Raw genomic sequence first — 19,739 nt, 5'->3', positions numbered from 1 at the left:
GGAGGCTTCTGGGAAAGAGGCCACAAATGGAGGTTTCTGGGTCGGAACATGGGGAGGCCCTGCGGGCTGGGAACCTCCCCAAGCCGCCAGGCCTTCGTTGTAGGCGGTGACCGCAGGCTCAACCAGCGGACAGGCCGGTCAGCCGCGGAGCCGCTCCATACCCGGGTCGAACAGCGGTTCGGCCGAGACGGTGGCGGCGATGCGCTTTCCGAAGTACTCGACCTCGACGGCGTCGCCCTCGGAAACCGAAGCCGGCAGCCAGGCGTACGCAATCGGCTTGCGGACCGAGTAGCCGTAAGCCGCGCTGGTGACGTAGCCAACTGCTGTGCCATCCACGTACACCGGCTCCTTGCCCAGCACCAGGGACGTGCCGTCGTCGACCGTCAGACACCGCAGCGCCCGGGTGGCAGGCTGCTCCTTGCGCTCAGCGAGGGCCTCGGCGCCCACAAAGCCGGTCTTGTCCTTGGCCACGGAGAAGCCCAGGCCGGACTCGTAGGGGTGGTGCTCTGAGGTCATGTCCGTGCCCCACAGCCGGTAGCCCTTCTCGAGCCGCATGCTGTTGAACGCCCCACGGCCGGCAGCAATGATGCCGTGCTCCCGGCCCGCCTCGAACAGCAGGTCCCACAGCTTCAACCCGTACTCGGCGGTGGTGTAGAGCTCCCAGCCGAGTTCACCCACGTAGGACAGCCGCATGGCGGTGACGGGGATGCCGCCCACGGAGATTTCCTTGGTCCGGAAGTACTTCAGGCCGTCGTTGGTCAGGTCGTCGGAGCTGACCTTACCAATGACTTCGCGCGCCAGCGGCCCCCACAGGCCGATGCAGCAGGTGCTGCCGGTGATGTCCGAAACGTGCGCCCACTGGGCAGGATCCGTAGCAGACTGCTTACGGGCCTCCACCCGGAGGTAGTCGAAGTCCACATTGCTGTTCACGCCCAGCTGGAATTCCTCCTCCGCCAACCGTGCCACGGTCACGTCACTGCGGATGCCGCCGTCGTGCTCCAGGAGCAGGCAGTACGTCACGGCACCCGGCTTCTTGGCGATGTTGCCCGTGCTAAGACGGTGCAGCAGCGCCTGAGCACCCGGGCCAACCACGGACAGCCGCTTCAGCGGCGTCATGTCGAAAAGTCCGACGGCGGTACGCGTCTTCCACGCCTCGGCCGCCGAGATGGGGGACGAGAACAGGGCGGACCAGGCGTCCCGCTCCGGCGTCTGCCACTCCTCCGGCAGATCCTCGAGCAGGCCGCGGTTGGCCTCGAACCAGTGCGGCCGCTCCCAGCCGGCGGACTCCAGGAAGAACGCCCCCAGCTCCTTCTGCCGTACGTTGAACGGGCTGACGCGCAGGTCCCGCGGGGATTCCCTGGGCTGCAGCGGGTGCATGACGTCGTAGATTTCCACGAAGTTCTGCTGGGACGTCTCGCTGACATACGCGTCGGAGGTCTGCACCTTCTCGAAGCGGGTCAGCTCGCAGCCGTGCAGGTCCGTGCGGGACCGGCCTTCCACCAGCAGTTCCGCCATTGCCTTGGCCACGCCAGCCGAGTGCGTGACCCAGACGGCTTCGGCCACGAACAGGCCTTCGAGGTCGGGTGCCTCGCCCATGAGCGGGCCGCCGTCGGGGGTGAAGGAGAAGATGCCGTTGAAGCCGTCCTCGATCGCGGAGCTGCGCAGCGCCGGCAGCAGGTCCTGGCTGTCCTCCCAAGCGGGCAGGAAGTCTTCCAGGGTGAACTCCAGGCGGGAGGGCATGCGGTGGTCCGACATTTCCTCCGCGGCGACCTTCGGCAGGGCGGACATGTCCACCGGCATGGGGCGGTGGGCGTAGCTGCCGATACCAATCCGGTTGCCCCATTCGCGGTAGTACAGGTCCTTGTCCTGGTAGCGCAGGATGGGCTTGCTGGCACCCTTGGGAAGCTCGTTGACGCCCTCAAGTTCGGGCAGCGGGGTGGTCACGGCGTACTGGTGGCCCAGCGGCAGCAGCGGGACTTCGAGGCCCACCATCTTGCCGAGTTCACGGCCCCAGAAACCAGCGCATGACACCACGATGTCCGCCGGGATCAGCCCGTTGTCGGTTTCGATGCCGGTCACCTTGCCGCCCTCCTGGGCGATGCCGGTCACCTTAGTGGAGCCGAGGAAGGTCACCCCGCGCTCGCTGGAGCGCTCGATCAGCAGCTGCACCGCACGGGCGGCCAGGGCCAGGCCGTCGGTGGGGATGAGCAATCCGCCCAGGACTTCGCGGCCGCCGGTGAGCGTGCCGGTGTTCAGGAGGGGGTAAATCTTTTCGCATTCGTCGGCGTCGACTATCCGGCTTTCGACGCCCCAGGAGGTCATCACGCCCATCTTGCGCTTGAGGTCGGCCAGGCGTTCGGGGGTGGTTGCCAGCTCCAGGCCGCCCACCTGGTTGAAGCAGGACTCGCCGTCCTTGCTCAGGGCCAGCAGCTTGTTCACCGTGTAGGTGGCGAATTCGGTCATGGTCCGCGACTGGTTGTTCTGGAACACCAGGCCCGGCGCATGCGACGTGGAGCCGCCGGCAAGTTCCAGCGGGCCCTGTTCCACCACCGTGATGTTGGTCCAGCCGCGGGTGGAGAGTTCGTCGGCAAGGTTGGTTCCGACAATGCCGGCGCCGATAATGACAACGCGTGGTGATGCGCTCATGGGTGTGTTTCTCCTGTTTTTGCGTAAGAGGCGTTGGCGTTAGCGGAAGACGACGGTGCGGGTGTTATTGAGCAGGACCCGGTGCTGGCAGTGCCATTTCACGGCCCGGGCAAGCGCCTGTGTTTCGGCGTCCCGGCCCACGGTCACCAGGGCATCCGCGTCCAGGCTGTGGTCCACCCGGAACACCTCCTGCTCGATGATGGGTCCTTCATCAAGGTCCGCCGTGACGTAGTGGGCGGTGGCGCCGACGAGCTTTACGCCGCGGTCGTAGGCCTGGTGGTACGGCTTGGCGCCCTTGAAGCCGGGCAGGAACGAGTGGTGGATGTTGATGGCCCGGCCCCGGAGGCTGGTGCACAGTTCGTTGGACAGCACCTGCATGTAACGGGCCAGGACCACCAGGTCGGCGTTGTACTCCTCCACTAGTTCCAGCAGCCGGGCTTCCGCCTCGGGCTTGGTGCCGGCCGTAACCGGAACATGGATGAAGGGCAGTCCGGCGGCCTCCGCCATGGGGCGCAGGTCCTCATGGTTGGAAACCACGACGGCGATCTCCGCGCCGAGGCTTCCGGCTTGCCACCGGAAAATGAGGTCGTTGAGGCAGTGCCCGAACTTTGAGACCATCACCAGCAGCCGCTGCGGCCTGCCGTCATTGATGGTGAAGTTCATGCCGAACTCGGCTGCGATGGGGCCGAAGGCTGCCGTCAGGATGTCCACGTCATGGTGGTTGAGCCCGTTTTCCTGGTGGAGGTCGGAACCAAGGGTGAAAGCGGTCCGCAGGTACAGGTTCCCGCTGACGTGGTCGTCGAACTGCTGGTGCTCCACGATATCGAAGCCGCGGTCCGCCAGGAACGCGGTCACCGCCCGCACGATGCCGGGCTTCTCGGGGCAGGACAGGGTAAGGACGAACTGCGCGGGACGTGTTGCGGGGGCCGTCGTGGCTGCGCCAGCTGCGGCGGTGGCGCTGCCTGGCGGGCGGCTCTCGAGAAGGATAGTCATGGTGTGCTCCTAGGGTGCTTGCGTGTGCTTGGTGGTGATGGCGGAATCCGCCGGAGTGGAAACGACTGCGGTGGAGCCGGCCGTACTGGCATTGCCGGGGCACGGAGTGTCTTCTGAACAGTGTTCACCGCATTCATGCTTTGTCACGAGGTCAAACTGGGCGCCGCCGTGCTGGTCCACGCCCGTGCGGATGGCGCGCTCCACCACCGAGTCAGCCAGCCGCCGTCGCAGGGACAGCGGATCCCGCCGCAGGTCCTTGACCAAGGCGAAGCACAGCAGCAGCATGACCAGCACGAACGGCAGGGCCGCCACAATGGTGATGCGCTGCAGGCCGGAGAGCGCCTCGGATGGTTCGTCGCCGCCGGCCAGCATCATCACCGCAGCTACTGCACCCGTCAACAGGCCCCAGAAGATGATCAGGCCGCGCTTCGGGTCAGAGGATCCGTTGGAGCTCAGGGACGCCATGATGATGGACGCCGAATCCGCTCCGGTGATGAAGAAGATGGCCACCAGGACCATGGCCAGGACAATGACCGCTCCGGTCAGCCAGGCAGGCATGGACATGTTCTTCACCAGGTCGAACAATGCTCCGTCGAAGTTGATGGACGGTGATCCGCTGGCCATGGACACCAGGCCCGGGGTACCGGCCTTGTCTGCCTCCTGCTGGACGTGGAAGGCCGTGCCGCCAAAGATGCCGAACCAGATGACGCTGACCACACTCGGGACCAGCAGGACGCCGGTGACGAACTGGCGGATAGTGCGGCCGCGGCTGATGCGGGCGATGAACATTCCCACGAAGGGCGTCCAGGACACCCACCAGGCCCAGTAGAAGATGGTCCAGCCGGACAACCAGGTCCGCAGCGCTTCGTCGCCTACGGCTTCAGTCCGCGAGGACATTTCGGCGAGGTCCCTGGCGTAATCCCCTACCGCAGCGGGGATGAGGTTGAGGATGAACAGGGTGGGCCCGGCGACGAAAACGATCAGCGCCAGGATCACGGCCAGGACCATGTTGATGTTGGACAGCCATTGGATGCCACGGCTGATGCCGGAAATAGCCGAGGCCACGAAACAGGCGGTCAGGATGGCGACGATGGCCACCAGGACAGGTGTGCCGGTTTCGCTGATCCACCCGTTGGAAGTCATTCCGCTGCCGATTTGGAGTGCGCCGAGGCCGAGGGAAGCCGCCGTGCCGAACAGCGTGGCAAAGATCGCCAGGATGTTGATGAACTTGCCTACCGGCCCTTCCACGGTCCTGATGCCGAACAGGGACGTAAACGCTGCGGAGATAAGCTGCCGGCGGCCGAGGCGGTAGGTGCCGTAGGCCATGGCAATTCCGACGACGGCGTACATGGCCCAGGGGTGAAGGGTCCAGTGGAAGATGGAGGTGGCCATGGCCGTCTGGATGGCCGCGGGCGTCCGCCCGTCCACAGTTCCCGGCGGCGGGGAGACAAAGTGGTAGAGCGGCTCGGCCACGCCGTAGAACATCAGGCCGATGCCCATGCCGGCCGCGAACATCATGGCAACCCATGAAACCGTCCGGAACTCGGGCTTTTCGCCGTCTTTGCCCAGCGGGATGTTGCCCCACTTGCCCAGGGCGAGCCACAGGACAAAAACAACAAACAACGAGGCCAGGACCATAAAGAGCCAGCCGGTGTATTCCATGACCCAGTCAAGGGCGAGCGTTGAGGTGGAGGACAGGCTGTCCCGGCCCATGAAGCCCCAGGCAACAAAGGCCAGGGCGAGGACCCCGGTGATGCCGAAGGTGACCTTGTCCAGGGTGAGCTTCCGGTTTCGGCGCTCTGCCACGGCCTGTTCAGCACGGCCTTGGCGGAGTTCCTGCATGATCTGTTCGGTGTCCTCCACCTCGGCCTCCGGATGGTGGGAGACCGGCTGGGGATCCGGTTCGGGCCGGACGTCGTTGTCCGGACGGGTTTCACTGTTTAAAGCCATGAGCAAGTCCTTAGTTCGGATTCATGGGGTGGCGCTGTACTCCGGCGTCCCCAAGCCGGGCGGAAGATCGGGCTTCCTGGTATTCAGTAATCAAGGTCAGCTTTGCTTCCATCGTGGCGGCTGTTCCGTAAAGATCAACACGTCTCGCAATAAGCAACAGAGTGGCTCGGATCACAGTCTGGTGTCAAGGTTTTTCTGAACTCTTAAGCTCTATTTCTCGGTTTCCGGCCGCGCCTTGACGGTGGACCGGAACAGGGGCTAGGCATCGATCACCAGGTCCGTCTGCGCAATAGAGCAGCAGGGCAGGAACTTGCCTGCAGAGATTTCCCGCGCCCTGATCCCGCCCTGGTGGTTCATCTCGACCTCCCCTGAAAGCTTGACGACCTTGCAGGAGCCGCACATGCCTTCCTTGCAGTTCGCGCCAATCCTGACGCCGGCGCGCTGGGCAACCTCGAGGATTCGCTCGGTGGGGTCGATCCGCACATTGATGCCGGTGCGCATGAAGGACATGGTGAGGCTGCCTGTTCCCACCGTGTCGAAGCTTGAGGCATCAGGGGAAGCGGCTTCCGGCTCCACGCCCGGACTGTCGGCAGAGGGGTCGGAGCCGGGCTTGTCCGGGTCGCTGATTTCCAGCGGCAGCCCCGAGGCCTGCAGAGTTCCGTCGGCGTCGTAGCCAGGCTCGTAGAGCCCGAACGCGGCGGGCTGGCTTTCGTAGTAGTCCTCCGCGGATTCTGCGATTTCCTCGGCAATTTCCTCCGCGACGTCGGCTGCAAGTGCCACCTCCGCCTGGTATTCAAGGAGTGTCTGGCGGTCTCCGGAGAAGAACTCCATGTAGATGGAAGTGTCGTCGACACCGACCTTCGTGAGGAGCTCGGTGGCGGTGTTCAGGTAACCCTCAGGGCCACACGCGTACACCTGGCGCCCGTTGGCGTCCGGAGCCACCTCCTCGAGCATTGCCGCCGTCAGCCTTCCGCTGAGTCCTTCCCACCCCTCCGGCGCACTGCGGTCGCCCAGGGAGTAGTAAACCTTGACGCGCGAGTCTACGGAGGCGATATAGGCCAATTCCCGGTGGAAGGCAAAGCCGCCAGCATCTGAGCCGTGGTACAGCACCACAACATCGGCGTGTCCAGGCAGGGAGTGGATGGTCCGCACCATGGACATGATGGGAGTGATGCCTGCGCCGGCGGCAAGCAAAAGGTATCGCGCCCGCCGGTCGGCATCGGGCAGGTGGAATGCTCCCACCGGTCCCAACATCTCAAGGACGGTGCCGGGCTTGACGTTCTCGTGTACCCATGGCGATACCAGTCCCGTGGAGTCGCACTTGACGGTAATGCTGAAGGTCCACGGCTCGGTGGGCGAACTGGACAGCGAGTAGCTGCGGTCCACCGGTTCCTGGTCCTCACCATTTACGGGAAAGGCGACGTTCACGTACTGGCCCGCACGAAACGCCAGGGGCGCGCCGTCGCAGCGGCGGAACACGAAGGTCATCATGGCGCCGGCCTCGGGAACCGTCTCGACGCATTCGGCCATGAACTCCTGGGGATGCCATGGGCCCAATGCACGGGCTGCCCGGGCAGGTGTCTCAGTGCTTCCCATCACCCTGTTCCACGGCATCTCAAGACCGCGAATGCGCTGTGGTTCCTGGATTGCCGTTTCAGTGAGGAGTTCAATCATGCCAAGTGCTCCTGCACGCGCTGCACGTACCAGTTGATGAATGCCTCCACCTGGTATTCGCTCTTCATGTACGGGCCGGGCTCGTAGGCGGGACTGCCGGCACCCTGCTGGCAGAGCTCGACGAACGCCTTGTCCTGCAGGTTCGTCTGCTTCCAGGTGTAGGTGAGCTTCTCCAGGTCGTAGTCGACGCCTTCCACCGCGTCATCAGCTACCAGCCAAGTGGTGCGTACGAGGCTCTGGTGTTCGTTGATGGGGAAGACGCCGAACGTGATGACATGGTCTCCGAGGAAATGGAACCAGCTGTTGGGCTGCAGGTGCATCGAGCAGCGGCCAAGGCGGAAATCGGGCAAGTCCCCAAGCAGCTTTTTGGAAAGCCGGCGCCCGTCGGCGGAGAACGACTCACCCTCTCCATCGAGTGGCTCCCGTGAGATGCGGATTCCCGCGATGCGCGTGTCGAGCTGCTCCACAACCTCGTAGGGAAGACCGTAGCGGCGGCAACGCTCCTCGAGGGACGACTCGGCCTCCTTGTTCCGGTCCCACACTTCCTCAAGATGAGTCGGGATCAGGCCCTCCGTCAGGCCCCAGGTGGGGAAGAGGGAGCAGGCGAGCTCAGGGTGGCCGTCGCAGTGGTAGCACTCACGGTTGTTCTCCATGACGAGCTTCCAGTTGCCTTCTTCAATGATGTTCTGCTGGTACGCGATTTTGGTTTTCGAAAGATCGTGGGGCGCGAGGTAGGGCTCGAAGATCTTTGCGGTTTCGTCGAAGTCCGTCGGCGGTTCATCCGCAATGCAGACGAAGATCAGTCCTGCGACCTCGCGGCCGTGGGCGCGCTTGAGACCGAAGCAGCTCTTGTCGAACTTCGTTTCCCCCGGCGCGGAGGCATGGATCAGGTTGCCCTCCGGGGAGTAGGTCCAGGAGTGGTAGCCGCAGACCAGGTTTCCGGTTGATCCGGCAGCTTCGGTGAGAACACGTGCGCCGCGGTGGCGGCATACGTTGTGCAGGACGTTGACGCCGCCGTCGTCGTTGCGCAGCACAATCAGGGAGTAGGGCCCGTAGTCGACGGTTACGTAGTCGCCCGGCTCCGGCAGTTCCGCGGTGCTGGCGGCATAGATCCAGTGCTGGCCGAAAATGGCCTCCATGTCGATCTTGAAGATCGAGGCATCGGTGTAGAAGGGGGCGTCGAGGGAGTAGCCGGTGCGCCGGAACTCAAACAAGGCGGTAATTTCTGCCAGCTGCTCGCCAGGCAAGGATGCAGCGATTTTTCCGCGTGTATTGAGGGGCACGTTCACTGGAGCAGTCATGGGTTTCCTCCCGGGAGGCATGGGTAGTGGGTGTAGCGTTGGCCACGGGTGCGCGGATGCTACCGACATGGTCGAAGAACTTGTAGTAATGAGATTAGAGTCACAAGAGCTGCAACAAAAGCGCAAGTTTTTGAAGATAACCATGCAGAATAGGTGCATGATCGATCCAAGGCTCATCACACTCCGCGTGTTCGCCCGGTGCGGCACCATAGGCGCCACCGCGGAGCTCACGGGCTATTCTCCCTCTGCCGTCTCCGCGCAGTTGCGCGAGCTCCAGCGCGTGCTTGGGATGCAGCTGCTGGCGAAGGACGGCCGGGGCGTGCGGCTTACCGCCACGGGTCGCTTCATCGTGGCAGGCTCGGATCCCCTGATTGCCCAGTGGGAGAGCCTGCGCGCCGCAGCCATGGAGGCCGGTGATCAGGTGCAGCCCCATCTTGGCCTCGGGGGATTCTCCACGGCAGCCGCCCAGTTGCTCGCACCACTGGCCGCCACCCTGCGCTCAACACGCCCGCTGCTGGAGGTGCAGGTTCTTGAGGCTGATCCGGCCCGCTGCTTCGACTTGTTGGTCGCGGAACGAATCGACCTTGCGGTCATTGTCGCCACGCAGTCTGACACTTACGGCGAGGACGATCCCCGCTTCGAGCAGACGGTTCTGCTCGACGATCCACTGGACGTGATCATTCCTGGTGACCATCCGCTGGCGTCACGGGAAACAGCGACACTTGAAGACTTGGCATCGGAACCCTGGATCACGGAGGCCGCTGGTTCCACCTACCATTCCCTTTTTATCGCGGCCTTCACGGCAGTGGGGGTGACACCGCGGGTTGCGCATGAAGCCGTCGAATGGGAGACCCAGATCGCCTTCGTGGGTGCGGGGCTGGGCGTCGGCCTGCTGCCCCGGCTGGCACCTTTGCGTGGTGCCGAGAACGTGGTTCGGCTGCGTATCACAGGTAAGGCCAAACCCACGCGCCGCATTGTTGCCGCGGTGCGCAGGGGCAGCATTAGTTCACCCCTGATCCAGGAGTCGCTCGGCATCCTGCAGGTGAACGCCAATCGGATCCTCACCGCTCGGCTCGAAGAGGATCTCTGAGCACCGCCGGCACGTGCCGTCCTGGCGTTCAGCAGCTCTTCCTTATCCCCGCAAGGACGCGGGCGAATCAATGGCGGGCGTAGCCCAGCCGCGTGCTGATTTTCAGGCCCGCTTCTTTCAGCCCGTCCAGGAGGCCCGGTTCCTCTTCCGGTTCGAAGCGGAAGGCGGGTCCGGAGATGCTGACGGCCCCGACTACGGCCCCCACGTGGTTGTAGACCGGCACCGAGATCGAGTTGAGCCCGATCTCGAATTCCTCCCGCACCACGCCATAACCCTGCCGGGCGACGTCAAGTAACTGGGTTTCGAGTTCTTTCCTGTCCGTGATGGTGCGCGGAGTGCGGGCCGGCAGCCCGGTTTCCTTCAGGATCCGTGCCCGCTCGTCCGCGGGCAGCCCCGCAAGCAGGATCTTGCCGCTGCTGGTGGCATGCAACGGCGTCAAACTGCCTACCCAGTCGTAGGTGGCGAGGGTGGAAGGCCCCATGGCCTGGTCCACGTTTACGGCGAAGTTGGAGCGCAACACCGCCAGGTTGACGGTTTCCTTGAACTCCTCGGCCAGGGCTTCGAGCACCGGGCGGGCTTCCCGCACCAGGCTAAGCCTGCCGGGGATGGAACTGGCGAGGCGCAGGATGCCGAAGCCCAGCTGGTACTTGCCGCGTTCACTGTTCTGGTGGACCATCTCACGACTGACCAAGGAACCGAGCAGACGCGACACCGTTGACTTGTGAATGCCCATTTCTTCGGCGATTTCGCTGACTCCGGCATGGCCGTCGCGGGCCAGGATTTCCAGGACTGCCAGGGCACGGTCCACAGACTGAACGCCGCCGGACTGTCCCGCCTCAGCGTCGATGTCGGGTTCACGGTCATTGTTCGAAGCCATGGTCCATAATCTCAAGCAGGTTGCGCATGGTGAAATCAACCACACGCAAAAGGTGCCCCGCTTGGGTGTTGGTGCTGCCGTTCTGCTGCCCGGGCAGCAACTCCTGCATCGCTGCAAAAGCCGAGTCCGCTCCGCTTCAGGCATAGCAGGCCAAGAAGCGTGCCGTCGTCGTCCACCACCGCAAGCCGGCGCCGGCCAGCTGCCTGCAGCGCGGCGATGCCGGCTTCGACAGGCACTCCGGGAGCAATAGTCCTGTTACGCGTTACCCCATAAACGACGGCCTGGGCAGCAGGTGGTGCGCCCTCCGGGATATCGGACCGCTCCAAAGTGCTGAGGAGGCGGCCAGCCGGGTCCACGACCAAGGCCATATGGACGTGGTCGTCGCCGAAGAAGCTGCGCACTTGCTCCACGGTGCACTCCTGCAGCAGTGTCTTCGGGCAGGTGACCATGACGTCTTCCACACGCCGGGGATTCTTCTCGACCATGCGGCTTTTCAACACTCGCCCGTACGTCACGCCGGACCGCCGATGACCCTATCCCGGCCCGCGAGCGCGCCGGTCAGGGCCAGCACCACCATAATCCCCGCGGTGACGAGGAGCGGGACTGTCCATCCTCCGCTCACATCGCGAAGGGCCCCGAACATCACCGGCCCCACAGCAGCCATGCCATAGCCAACGGATTGCGCCATGCCGGAAAGGGATGCTGCCTGCGGGTAGTTGACGGTGCGGAGGCTGAACAGCGACAAAGCGATGACAATAAGGGTCCCGCATCCGACTGCTCCAAGAAAAACCCACAGCAGGATGAGGTCCGGCGCAAGTGCCAACCCGAGGAACGTCACGAACATGACCGCGCCGCTTGTGAAGCAGACAAGCCTTTGGTCTGGACCCCGATGGAGGATTCCCCCTGCCGCAAGGCTGGCGAAGACGCTGATGAGCAGGAAGACGGAAAGGTGGATGCCGGCGGTAGCGGCGGGGACCCCGCGGCTTTGTTCAATGGTGGGCAGCCATGCCATCAGGACGTAGAAAGCGATGGACTGCAGTCCCATAAAGAACGTCACCTGCCAGCCCAAAGCTGAGGCCCAGGGCGACCGGTAGGAAACCTCCGGGCTTGTGGAGGTCATGGTGCCGGATATGTGCCGGCGCAGCCACGGCAGGAGCACCGCCATGGCGATGAGGGCAAGTCCGACCCAGATACCGAGGGCGAGCCGCCATCCCGCCGGTGACGTTTGTGCCACGGGAACGACGACGGCGGCCCCCATTGCAGCGAAGGCGGCCTGTGTGGCGGTGTAGCTTCCGGTGACCTGGCTGACCCTTTTGGGAAAGTCCCGCTTTACGAGGGAGGGGACCAGAACATTGAGAAACGCGATGGCCAAGCCAATCATTGCTGTGCCCGCCCAAATGAGGCCGGGCCCGGGTAAGGAACGGAGCACGATGCCCGAGGCGAGGATCAGCAGGGACATCCACAACGCACGGTCGAGACCCAGACGTGAGGCGAAAGCGGGTGCCACGGGTGAGAAGACTGCGAAGGCAATGAGCGGAAGACCCGTCAGGAACCCTGCTGCGGCACTTGATATACCGAGGTCATCGCTGATATTTGCAAGAACGGGCCCCACGCTGACAAAGGACACCCGAAGGTTGACTGCGATGAGCAGGACGCCGATGAAAGCGAAACTGATCCTGGCAGTGCGGTCCGACGCGTTCCTGATGGCAGTGGGCATGGCGCGTTTTCCATCCTGTTGTAGATGAGGGGCACTGGGAGTAATGATTCCGAGCGGCTGACCACCAGGTGATTACAACACCTTGCGTATGGTTTCCTCGAAGCTTGTGACGTGGTGCAGGGCCAACTCACTTGCTTTGTCGTCGTCGCCTGCAGCCACGGCCTTGAGCAGGTCCACGTGCTCGGTGATGTGACCGGTTACTGACGGCACCTTGTCCAGCACCACGCACCAGATGCGGGTGGCCAGGTTGTCGTACCGTATCAGTGTGTCTTCCAGGTGCGGGTTGGCGGCGGCTTTGTAAATGAGCCGGTGCACCATCAGGTCGTAGCGCATCAGGTCGCGGGACTCCCCTGCCCCCGGACCAATCCCGGCGATGGCATCTGCCACCTGCAGCAGTTCCCGCCGCATGCTCTCGCTCGCCCGGCTTGCGGCGCGGCGGGCAGCGAGGGGCTCCAGCAGCTCCCTGATTTCCGAGACGTCGGCCAGCTCAGTGAAGTCCACATTGGTGGCGAAAGTCCCCCGGCGCGGATAGGAGATGACCAGATGATCCACCTCCAGCCGTTTGATGGCCTCGCGGACGGGCGTACGGCTGAAGCCGAGCTCGGCCGCCAACTGTCCGTCATTTATCGGCTCGCCCGGGCGGATCTCCAGCATGATCAGCTTGTCGCGCAGCTGCCGGTAGGCAGCCTCCGCCTGCGACGGCGCTTCCTCCTCCGCCGGGGTCAGGGCAAGAAGTGCATTCAAGGGGCTGCTCCATTTCTTCGACACCCGCCGGGCCGGAACCCGTCGTGTTTCAACGCTTTTCGGCCCAGCTATTGACTCTGCTGTGATCCCAATCATACCATTGACACCACACTGATATATCAGTCAACGAACAAGTGGTATTTCAAAGGAGCATCCGTGGTTGAGCAGTTGAACGAGCGACTTTCCGCAGTCGATCCCGAGGTCCAGCAGGCCATCGCCCAGGAGCTGCGGCGCCAGCAGTCCACGCTGGAAATGATTGCCTCCGAGAATTTCGCCCCGTCCGCCGTCATGGAGGCCCAGGGCTCCGTCCTGACCAACAAGTACGCCGAGGGTTACCCCGGCAAGCGCTACTATGGCGGCTGCGAGCACGTGGACGTTGTGGAGCAGCTGGCCATTGACCGGGTCAAGGCCCTGTTCGGCGCAGAATTCGCCAACGTGCAGCCGCACTCCGGGGCACAGGCCAACGCCGCCGCGATGTTCGCCCTGCTGAACCCGGGCGACACCATCATGGGCCTGAGCCTGGCCCACGGCGGCCACCTGACCCACGGCATGAAGATCAATTTTTCCGGCAAGCTCTACAACGTGGTCCCCTACCACGTCAGCGAATCAGACCTCCGGATCGATATGGCCGAAGTTGAAGCACTGGCGCTCGAGCACCGCCCCAAGTTAATCGTGGCAGGTTGGTCCGCCTACTCGCGGCAGCTGGACTTTGCCGAGTTCCGCCGCATTGCCGACCTCGTTGACGCCTACCTTATGGTGGACATGGCACACTTCGCCGGCCTCGTCGCCGCAGGACTGCACCCCAACCCGGTCCCCTACGCCGACGTGGTCACCACCACCACCCACAAGACCCTTGGCGGCCCGCGCGGCGGCGTTATCCTCGCCAAGGAGCAGTACGCCAAAAAGATCAACAGCGCAGTATTCCCCGGCCAGCAGGGCGGCCCGCTGGAGCACGTCATCGCCGCCAAGGCCGTGGCCTTCAAGCTCGCCGCTTCCCCTGAATTCAAGGAACGCCAGGAACGCGTCCTGCAGGGATCCAAGCTTCTGGCCGAACGGCTCCTCCGCGACGACGTTGCCGCAGCAGGAATCTCCGTGGTCAACGGCGGCACCGACGTCCACCTGGTCCTCGTGGACCTCCGCAATTCCGAACTGGACGGACAGCAGGCCGAAGACGCCCTGCACCGCATCGGCATCACCGTCAACCGCAACGCCGTTCCCTTCGACCCCCGCCCGCCGATGGTCTCCTCCGGTCTGCGGATTGGCACACCCGCCCTCGCCACCCGCGGCTTCGGCGCCGAGGAATTCACCGAAGTCGCGGACATCATCGCGACGGCGCTCATCGCCTCCGCCGGCAACGGCACCCTGGGCGACAGCACCGTCGTCGAACTCCGCGCCCGGGTCACTGCCCTGGCAGAGAAGTTGCCCCTCTACCCTCACTTGAACGACGACACCGCTATCGGCGCTTTTGAAGCAGACATGATTGGAGCAGCCCAGTGAGTACCGAACAGCTCCCCGAGCACCCGGACTTCCTCTGGCGCAACCCGGAACCCAAGTCCTCCTACGACGCCGTAATTGTGGGCGGCGGCGGACACGGCCTCGCCACCGCGTACTTCCTGGCAAAGAACCACGGCATGACCAACATCGCCGTCCTGGAAAAGGGTTGGCTGGCCGGGGGCAACATGGCCCGGAACACCACCATCATCCGCTCCAACTACCTCTGGGATGAGAGCGCGGCCATCTATGAGCACGCCCTCAAGCTCTGGGAAATCCTGCCGGAGGAGCTCGAGTACGACTTCCTCTTCAGCCAGCGCGGCGTGATGAACCTTGCCCACACGCTGGGAGACGTCCGGGAGAGCATGCGGCGCGTGGGCGCGAACAAGCTCAACGGTGTAGACGCCGAATGGCTTGACCCCCAGCAGGTCAAGGAACTTTGCCCCATCCTGAACATCAGCGACAACATCCGTTACCCCGTTATGGGCGCCACGTACCAGCCGCGCGCAGGCATCGCCAAGCACGACCATGTGGCCTGGGCCTTCGCCCGCAAGTGTGACGAGCTGGGCGTGGACATCATCCAGAACTGCGAAGTCACCGGCTTCGTCAAGGACGGAAACCGGGTGGTGGGCGTCAAAACCAACCAGGGCACCATCAACACCGAAAAGGTGGGCCTCTGCGCCGCCGGGCACAGCTCGGTCCTGGCGGAAATGGCCGGCTTCCGCCTCCCCATCCAGTCCCACCCGCTCCAGGCGCTGGTCTCCGAACTCCACGAGCCTGTCCACCCCACAGTAGTGATGTCCAACCACGTGCACGTCTACGTTTCCCAGGCGCACAAGGGCGAACTGGTGATGGGCGCCGGCGTGGACTCCTACAACGGCTACGGCCAGCGCGGATCCTTCCATGTGATTGAGCACCAGATGGCGGCTGCCGTCGAACTCTTCCCGATCTTTGCCCGGGCGCATGTGCTCCGGACCTGGGGCGGCATCGTGGACACCACCCTGGACGCCTCCCCCATCGTGGGCAACACCCCCGTGGAGAACATGTTCGTGAACTGCGGCTGGGGCACCGGCGGCTTCAAGGGCACCCCGGCTGCCGGCCTCACCTTCGCGCACAACATCGCTACGGGTGCCCCGCACAAGCTGAACAAGCCGTTTGCCCTGGAACGCTTCGAAACCGGCGCCCTGATCGACGAACACGGCGCTGCCGCCGTCGCCCACTAGCCGCCAGCGACCGACGCACCTTAGAAAGAAGACGCACATGCTGCTCATCTCCTGCCCCAACTGCGGCTCGCGCGACGAGACCGAATTCCACTACGGCGGCCAGGCCCACGTTGCCTACCCGGAAAACCCCAGCGCGCTGAACGACCGCGAGTGGGCCGAGTTCCTGTTCTACCGGGACAACACCAAGGGCGCCTTCGCCGAACGCTGGCTCCACAGCACCGGCTGCCGCCAGTGGTTCAACATGCTCCGCGACACTGTCACCTACGACATCCAGGCCGTCTACCCGATGGGCACGCCCCGGCCCGATGCCGCCGGCCAACTGACCGCCGAAACCGGTACAGCCAGCACCGCCGCTGACAGCACCACCACCGGGACCGCGGCGCCGGACATTTCCGGGACAAGCACCGCTCCAGCGGGCACCTCTTCGACCAGCACCACCGCCCCGGAAGGAGCAACCAAGTGACTTCCCAGAACGCCCGCCTCGCCGCCGGCGGACGCATCGACCGCACCATCTCCTGGCGTTTCACCGTGGACGGCGAGGAATTCACCGGCCACCCCGGCGACACCCTCGCCTCCGCCCTGCTCGCCAATGGCCGCATCGCCGCCGGCAACTCCCTTTACGAGGACCGGCCCCGCGGCATCCTGTCCGCAGGTGTGGAGGAATCCAACGCCCTGGTCAAGGTGCAGCCGCGCTTCCCCGGCCACGTGGCCGAGTCCATGCTCCCCGCCACCACCGTCACCCTGGTGGACGGCCTCAAAGCGGAGTACCTGGAGGGCCTGGGCAAGCTGGACCCGGCCGATGACCGCGCCGAATACGACAAGAAGTACGTCCACACCGACGTCCTGGTGATCGGCGGCGGCCCCGCCGGCCTGGCCGCCGCCCGCGAAGCCGTGCGCTCCGGCGCCCGCGTGATGCTGCTGGACGACCAGCCCGAACTGGGCGGCTCGCTCCTGTCCGGTTCCACCGCGGCTGAACTCGCCGAGACCATTGAGGGCAAGCCCGCCATGGAGTGGGTCGCGGATGTCGAAGCGGAGCTTGTTTCCGGCTCAGAGTCCACTGTCCTGAACCGCACCACCGCCTTTGGCGCCTACGACGCGAACTACGTCATCGCCGTCCAGAACCGCACCGACCACCTTTCCTCCCCGGCGGCGTCCGGTGTATCCCGGCAGCGTATTTGGCACATCCGTGCCAACCAGGTGGTGCTTGCCCCCGGTGCCCACGAACGCCCGCTGGTCTTCGAGAACAACGACCGCCCCGGCATCATGCTTGCCTCGGCGGTCCGCAGCTACCTCAACCGCTACGCCGTCGCCGCCGGGCAGCGCGTGGTCATCAGCACCACCAATGACAGTGCCTACGCCCTGGCCGCGGACCTGCGCGCCGCCGGCGTCAAGGTCGCCGCCGTCGTCGACGCCCGTCCCCAGCTCACCGAAGTGGCTGCCGCCGCCGTCGAAGCCGGTACGCGCGTGCTGATCGGCAGCGCCGTGGCCAATACTTCTGCTGATTCGGATGGCCGCCTGGACAGTGTCACCGTCCGCAGCATTAACGACGACGGCGAGCTCACCTCGGGCATCGAACAGATCGCCTGCGACCTGCTGGCTGTCTCCGGCGGCTGGAGCCCTTTGGTGCACCTGCACTCCCAGCGGCAGGGCAAGCTGCGCTGGGACGAGGATTTGGCCGCCTTTGTGCCGAGCACAGCGGTCCCCAACCAGCAGATCGTCGGCTCGGGCCGCGGCAGCTTCGAACTCCAGGACTGCCTCGCCGACGGCATCTCCGCCGGAGCCTCGGCGGCCATTGCCGCAGGCTTCAGCACCGCCACCACGCCCACACCGCTCAGCGGGCCGAAGGCCTCCGCCCCCACCCGCCAGCTCTGGCTGGTGCCCGGCGAGCAGGGCACCCCGGACGACTGGCACCACCACTTCGTGGACTTCCAGCGCGACCAGTCCGTGGCTGACGTTCTGCGCTCCACCGGAGCCGGCATGCGGTCCGTGGAGCACATCAAGCGCTACACCTCCATCAGCACCGCCAACGACCAGGGCAAGACCTCCGGCGTCAACGCGATCGGCGTCATCGCCGCCGCGCTCCGGACGGCCGGCGAAGCCTCCCGCGGCATCGGTGACATCGGCACCACCACCTACCGCGCCCCGTTCACCCCTGTGGCGTTCGCGGCACTCGCCGGACGCCAGCGCGGCGAGCTGTTCGACCCGGCCCGCAAGACGTCGATCCACCCGTGGCACGTCGCCAAGGGTGCGCTGTTCGAGGACGTCGGGCAGTGGAAGCGGCCCTGGTACTACCCGCAGGACGGGGAAGACATGGACACCGCCGTGCTGCGCGAGTGCGCCGCCGTTCGCGAATCCGTGGGCTTTATGGACGCCACCACCCTGGGCAAGATCGAAATCCGGGGCAAGGACGCCGGCGAGTTCCTGAACCGGATCTACACCAACGCCTTCAAGAAGCTCGCCCCGGGTTCGGCCCGGTACGGCGTGATGTGCATGGCGGACGGCATGATTTTCGACGACGGCGTGACCCTGCGCCTCGACGAGGACACCTACTTCATGACCACTACCACCGGCGGTGCCGCGAAGGTCCTGGACTGGCTCGAAGAGTGGCTGCAGACCGAGTGGCCGGAGCTGGACGTGCACTGCACCTCGGTGACCGAACAGTGGAGCACCATCGCCGTCGTCGGGCCCAAATCCCGTGCGGTCCTGGCGAAGGTGGCACCGGAGCTGGCCGCCAACGGCGGGCTGGAAGCGGAAGCCTTCCCGTTCATGACCTTCCGTGAAACCACCCTCGCCTCCGGCGTCCGCGCCCGGGTCTGCCGGATCTCCTTCTCGGGCGAACTGGCCTACGAGATCAACGTGCCGTCCTGGTACGGGCTGAACACCTGGGAGGCCGTGGCAGCCGCCGGAGCCGAATTCGACATCACCCCCTACGGCACCGAAACCATGCACGTGCTCCGCGCCGAAAAGGGCTACCCCATCGTCGGCCAGGACACGGACGGCACCGTCACCCCGCAGGACGCGGGAATGGAATGGGTCGTCTCCAAGGCCAAGGACTTCATCGGCAAGCGCTCCTACGCCCGGGCCGACGGCCAGCGCGAAGACCGCAAGCACCTGGTGAGCGTCCTGCCGGTGGACGGCAGCATCAGGTTGCCGGAAGGTACCCAGCTCGTGGAAAAGGGCCGCTCCACCAACCCTGCCTACGGACCGGTCCCCATGGAAGGCTTCGTCACCTCCAGCTACCACAGCGCAGCACTCGGCAGGTCGTTCGGCCTCGCACTGATCAAGAACGGCCGCAACCGGATCGGTGAAACCCTGGTGGCTGCCGCCGGCGACCAGCTCGTGGACGTCGTCGTCGCCGAAACCGTACTTTTTGACCCCGAAGGGACCCGCAAAGATGGCTGAAACAGCAGCACCCGCAACCTCCTCCGAGAAGAACCTCTCCCTGAGGATCAGCCCCGCTGCCCAGCTAAGGGCAGCGTTTGAAACCGGCTCCGTCCAGGGCGTGGCGGAACTGCGCGAAGTGGCCTTCCTGACCATGGTGGGCCTTCGGGTCAACCGGGACAGCGAGGCCGGACAGCGCGTAGCCTCCATCACCGGCGGCCTGCCCGCCGGGTGCGGCGGTGTCACCGGCACCGGGGACACCGCCGTGCTGTGGCTCGGGCCCGAAGAGTTCCTGGTGGTGGCACCGACGGAAGCGCACGAGTCCCTCGGAGGCGACCTGATCCAGGCACTCCGCGAAGCACTGGCCGACGGCCAAGGCCAGGTGGTGGACCTCTCCGCCAACCGCACCACTTTCGAACTCACCGGCCCGCGGGCACGCGCCGTACTGGAAAAGGGCTGCTCGCTAGACCTGCACCCCCGCGTCCTCACGGCCGGCACGGCACTGTCCACGGAAATCGGCAACATCCCGGTGGTCCTGTGGAAGACCGGCGACGAGTCCTTCCGGATCTTCCCCCGGGCCTCGTTTGCGGACTTCCTGGGCCGCTGGCTCCTCGACGCGATGCGGGAGTACGCCTCCCCCGAGGTCCCCTGA

General features: G+C 64.9%; 15 protein-coding genes. 6 read left to right on the top strand and 9 right to left on the bottom strand.

The features are described from left to right. Window positions 1-138: 138 nt before the first annotated feature. The 5 genes from AC50X7_RS13670 to AC50X7_RS13650 all read right to left on the bottom strand — a co-directional run bounded on the left by AC50X7_RS13670 (window position 139) and on the right by AC50X7_RS13650 (window position 8,564). Complete coding sequence (locus AC50X7_RS13670) at window positions 139-2,646, bottom strand: GcvT family protein (protein ID WP_494979503.1); 2,508 nt, start codon at window positions 2,644-2,646, stop codon at window positions 139-141. Between the two features lie 39 nt (window positions 2,647-2,685). Next, window positions 2,686-3,639: a formyltetrahydrofolate deformylase gene (gene purU / locus AC50X7_RS13665; RefSeq protein WP_494979502.1), complete on the bottom strand. Its 954-nt coding sequence runs from the start codon at window positions 3,637-3,639 to the stop codon at window positions 2,686-2,688. A gap of 9 nt (window positions 3,640-3,648) precedes the next feature. Then, window positions 3,649-5,589, bottom strand: a complete 1,941-nt coding sequence (locus AC50X7_RS13660) for a BCCT family transporter (protein ID WP_494979501.1) — start codon at window positions 5,587-5,589, stop codon at window positions 3,649-3,651. A 258-nt stretch (window positions 5,590-5,847) separates the two neighbouring features. Further along, window positions 5,848-7,263, bottom strand: a complete 1,416-nt coding sequence (locus AC50X7_RS13655) for a ferredoxin reductase (protein ID WP_494979500.1) — start codon at window positions 7,261-7,263, stop codon at window positions 5,848-5,850. Beyond that, window positions 7,260-8,564: an aromatic ring-hydroxylating oxygenase subunit alpha gene (locus AC50X7_RS13650; protein ID WP_494979499.1), complete on the bottom strand. Its 1,305-nt coding sequence runs from the start codon at window positions 8,562-8,564 to the stop codon at window positions 7,260-7,262. The genes AC50X7_RS13655 and AC50X7_RS13650 overlap by 4 nt, the downstream gene beginning before the upstream one ends. 157 nt (window positions 8,565-8,721) lie before the next feature. Here AC50X7_RS13650 and AC50X7_RS13645 point away from each other — a divergent pair, with 157 nt between their 5' ends. Continuing rightward, window positions 8,722-9,654 (top strand): LysR family transcriptional regulator, encoded by a 933-nt coding sequence (locus AC50X7_RS13645; RefSeq protein WP_494979498.1) that lies wholly within the window; start codon window positions 8,722-8,724, stop codon window positions 9,652-9,654. Window positions 9,655-9,721: 67 nt separating this feature from the next. Here AC50X7_RS13645 and AC50X7_RS13640 read toward each other — a convergent pair whose 3' ends face one another. The 4 genes from AC50X7_RS13640 to AC50X7_RS13625 form a co-directional block, all read right to left on the bottom strand. Next, window positions 9,722-10,531 carry an IclR family transcriptional regulator gene (locus AC50X7_RS13640; protein WP_494979497.1) on the bottom strand — a complete coding sequence of 270 codons (810 nt, stop codon included), beginning with the start codon at window positions 10,529-10,531 and terminating at the stop codon, window positions 9,722-9,724. A 35-nt stretch (window positions 10,532-10,566) separates the two neighbouring features. Continuing rightward, window positions 10,567-11,016 (bottom strand): CBS domain-containing protein, encoded by a 450-nt coding sequence (locus AC50X7_RS13635; RefSeq protein WP_494979496.1) that lies wholly within the window; start codon window positions 11,014-11,016, stop codon window positions 10,567-10,569. A 26-nt stretch (window positions 11,017-11,042) separates the two neighbouring features. Then, a complete protein-coding gene (locus AC50X7_RS13630) occupies window positions 11,043-12,248 on the bottom strand; it encodes an MFS transporter (protein ID WP_494979495.1) in 1,206 nt (401 codons plus the stop codon). Between the two features lie 72 nt (window positions 12,249-12,320). Beyond that, window positions 12,321-12,992: a GntR family transcriptional regulator gene (locus AC50X7_RS13625; protein ID WP_494979494.1), complete on the bottom strand. Its 672-nt coding sequence runs from the start codon at window positions 12,990-12,992 to the stop codon at window positions 12,321-12,323. Between the two features lie 156 nt (window positions 12,993-13,148). On the opposite strand from AC50X7_RS13625, the gene glyA reads away from it, so the two are divergent. Genes glyA through AC50X7_RS13600 form a run of 5 tightly spaced genes read left to right on the top strand, consistent with a single transcriptional unit; the run spans window position 13,149 to window position 19,739 of the window. Continuing rightward, on the top strand, window positions 13,149-14,489 hold the full coding sequence (gene glyA, locus AC50X7_RS13620) for a serine hydroxymethyltransferase (protein ID WP_494979493.1): 1,341 nt from the start codon (window positions 13,149-13,151) through the stop codon (window positions 14,487-14,489). After that, window positions 14,486-15,706 (top strand): sarcosine oxidase subunit beta family protein, encoded by a 1,221-nt coding sequence (locus AC50X7_RS13615; protein ID WP_307097243.1) that lies wholly within the window; start codon window positions 14,486-14,488, stop codon window positions 15,704-15,706. The genes glyA and AC50X7_RS13615 overlap by 4 nt, the downstream gene beginning before the upstream one ends. Window positions 15,707-15,743: 37 nt before the next feature. Then, a complete protein-coding gene (locus tag AC50X7_RS13610) occupies window positions 15,744-16,169 on the top strand; it encodes a sarcosine oxidase subunit delta (RefSeq protein ID WP_494979492.1) in 426 nt (141 codons plus the stop codon). Then, window positions 16,166-19,108, top strand: a complete 2,943-nt coding sequence (locus AC50X7_RS13605; RefSeq protein ID WP_494979491.1) for a sarcosine oxidase subunit alpha family protein — start codon at window positions 16,166-16,168, stop codon at window positions 19,106-19,108. The genes AC50X7_RS13610 and AC50X7_RS13605 overlap by 4 nt, the downstream gene beginning before the upstream one ends. Beyond that, window positions 19,101-19,739: a sarcosine oxidase subunit gamma gene (locus AC50X7_RS13600; RefSeq protein WP_494979490.1), complete on the top strand. Its 639-nt coding sequence runs from the start codon at window positions 19,101-19,103 to the stop codon at window positions 19,737-19,739. The genes AC50X7_RS13605 and AC50X7_RS13600 overlap by 8 nt, the downstream gene beginning before the upstream one ends.

Source organism: Pseudarthrobacter sp. Hb11, assembly GCF_059383655.1.
Note: the sequence above shows the minus strand (reverse complement) of the source record. Positions and strands in the feature narration are given on the sequence as shown.

Bases quoted from the DNA above. Each gene is read 5' to 3' on its own strand.
- AC50X7_RS13670 (WP_494979503.1), bottom strand. From the start codon at position 2,646: ATGAGCGCATCACCACGCGTTGTCATTATCGGCGCCGGCATTGTCGGA.
- purU (WP_494979502.1), bottom strand. From the start codon at position 3,639: ATGACTATCCTTCTCGAGAGCCGCCCGCCAGGCAGCGCCACCGCCGCA.
- AC50X7_RS13660 (WP_494979501.1), bottom strand. From the start codon at position 5,589: ATGGCTTTAAACAGTGAAACCCGTCCGGACAACGACGTCCGGCCCGAA.
- AC50X7_RS13655 (WP_494979500.1), bottom strand. From the start codon at position 7,263: ATGATTGAACTCCTCACTGAAACGGCAATCCAGGAACCACAGCGCATT.
- AC50X7_RS13650 (WP_494979499.1), bottom strand. From the start codon at position 8,564: ATGACTGCTCCAGTGAACGTGCCCCTCAATACACGCGGAAAAATCGCT.
- AC50X7_RS13645 (WP_494979498.1), top strand. From the start codon at position 8,722: ATGATCGATCCAAGGCTCATCACACTCCGCGTGTTCGCCCGGTGCGGC.
- AC50X7_RS13640 (WP_494979497.1), bottom strand. From the start codon at position 10,531: ATGGCTTCGAACAATGACCGTGAACCCGACATCGACGCTGAGGCGGGA.
- AC50X7_RS13635 (WP_494979496.1), bottom strand. From the start codon at position 11,016: ATGGTCGAGAAGAATCCCCGGCGTGTGGAAGACGTCATGGTCACCTGC.
- AC50X7_RS13630 (WP_494979495.1), bottom strand. From the start codon at position 12,248: ATGCCCACTGCCATCAGGAACGCGTCGGACCGCACTGCCAGGATCAGT.
- AC50X7_RS13610 (WP_494979492.1), top strand. From the start codon at position 15,744: ATGCTGCTCATCTCCTGCCCCAACTGCGGCTCGCGCGACGAGACCGAA.
- AC50X7_RS13600 (WP_494979490.1), top strand. From the start codon at position 19,101: ATGGCTGAAACAGCAGCACCCGCAACCTCCTCCGAGAAGAACCTCTCC.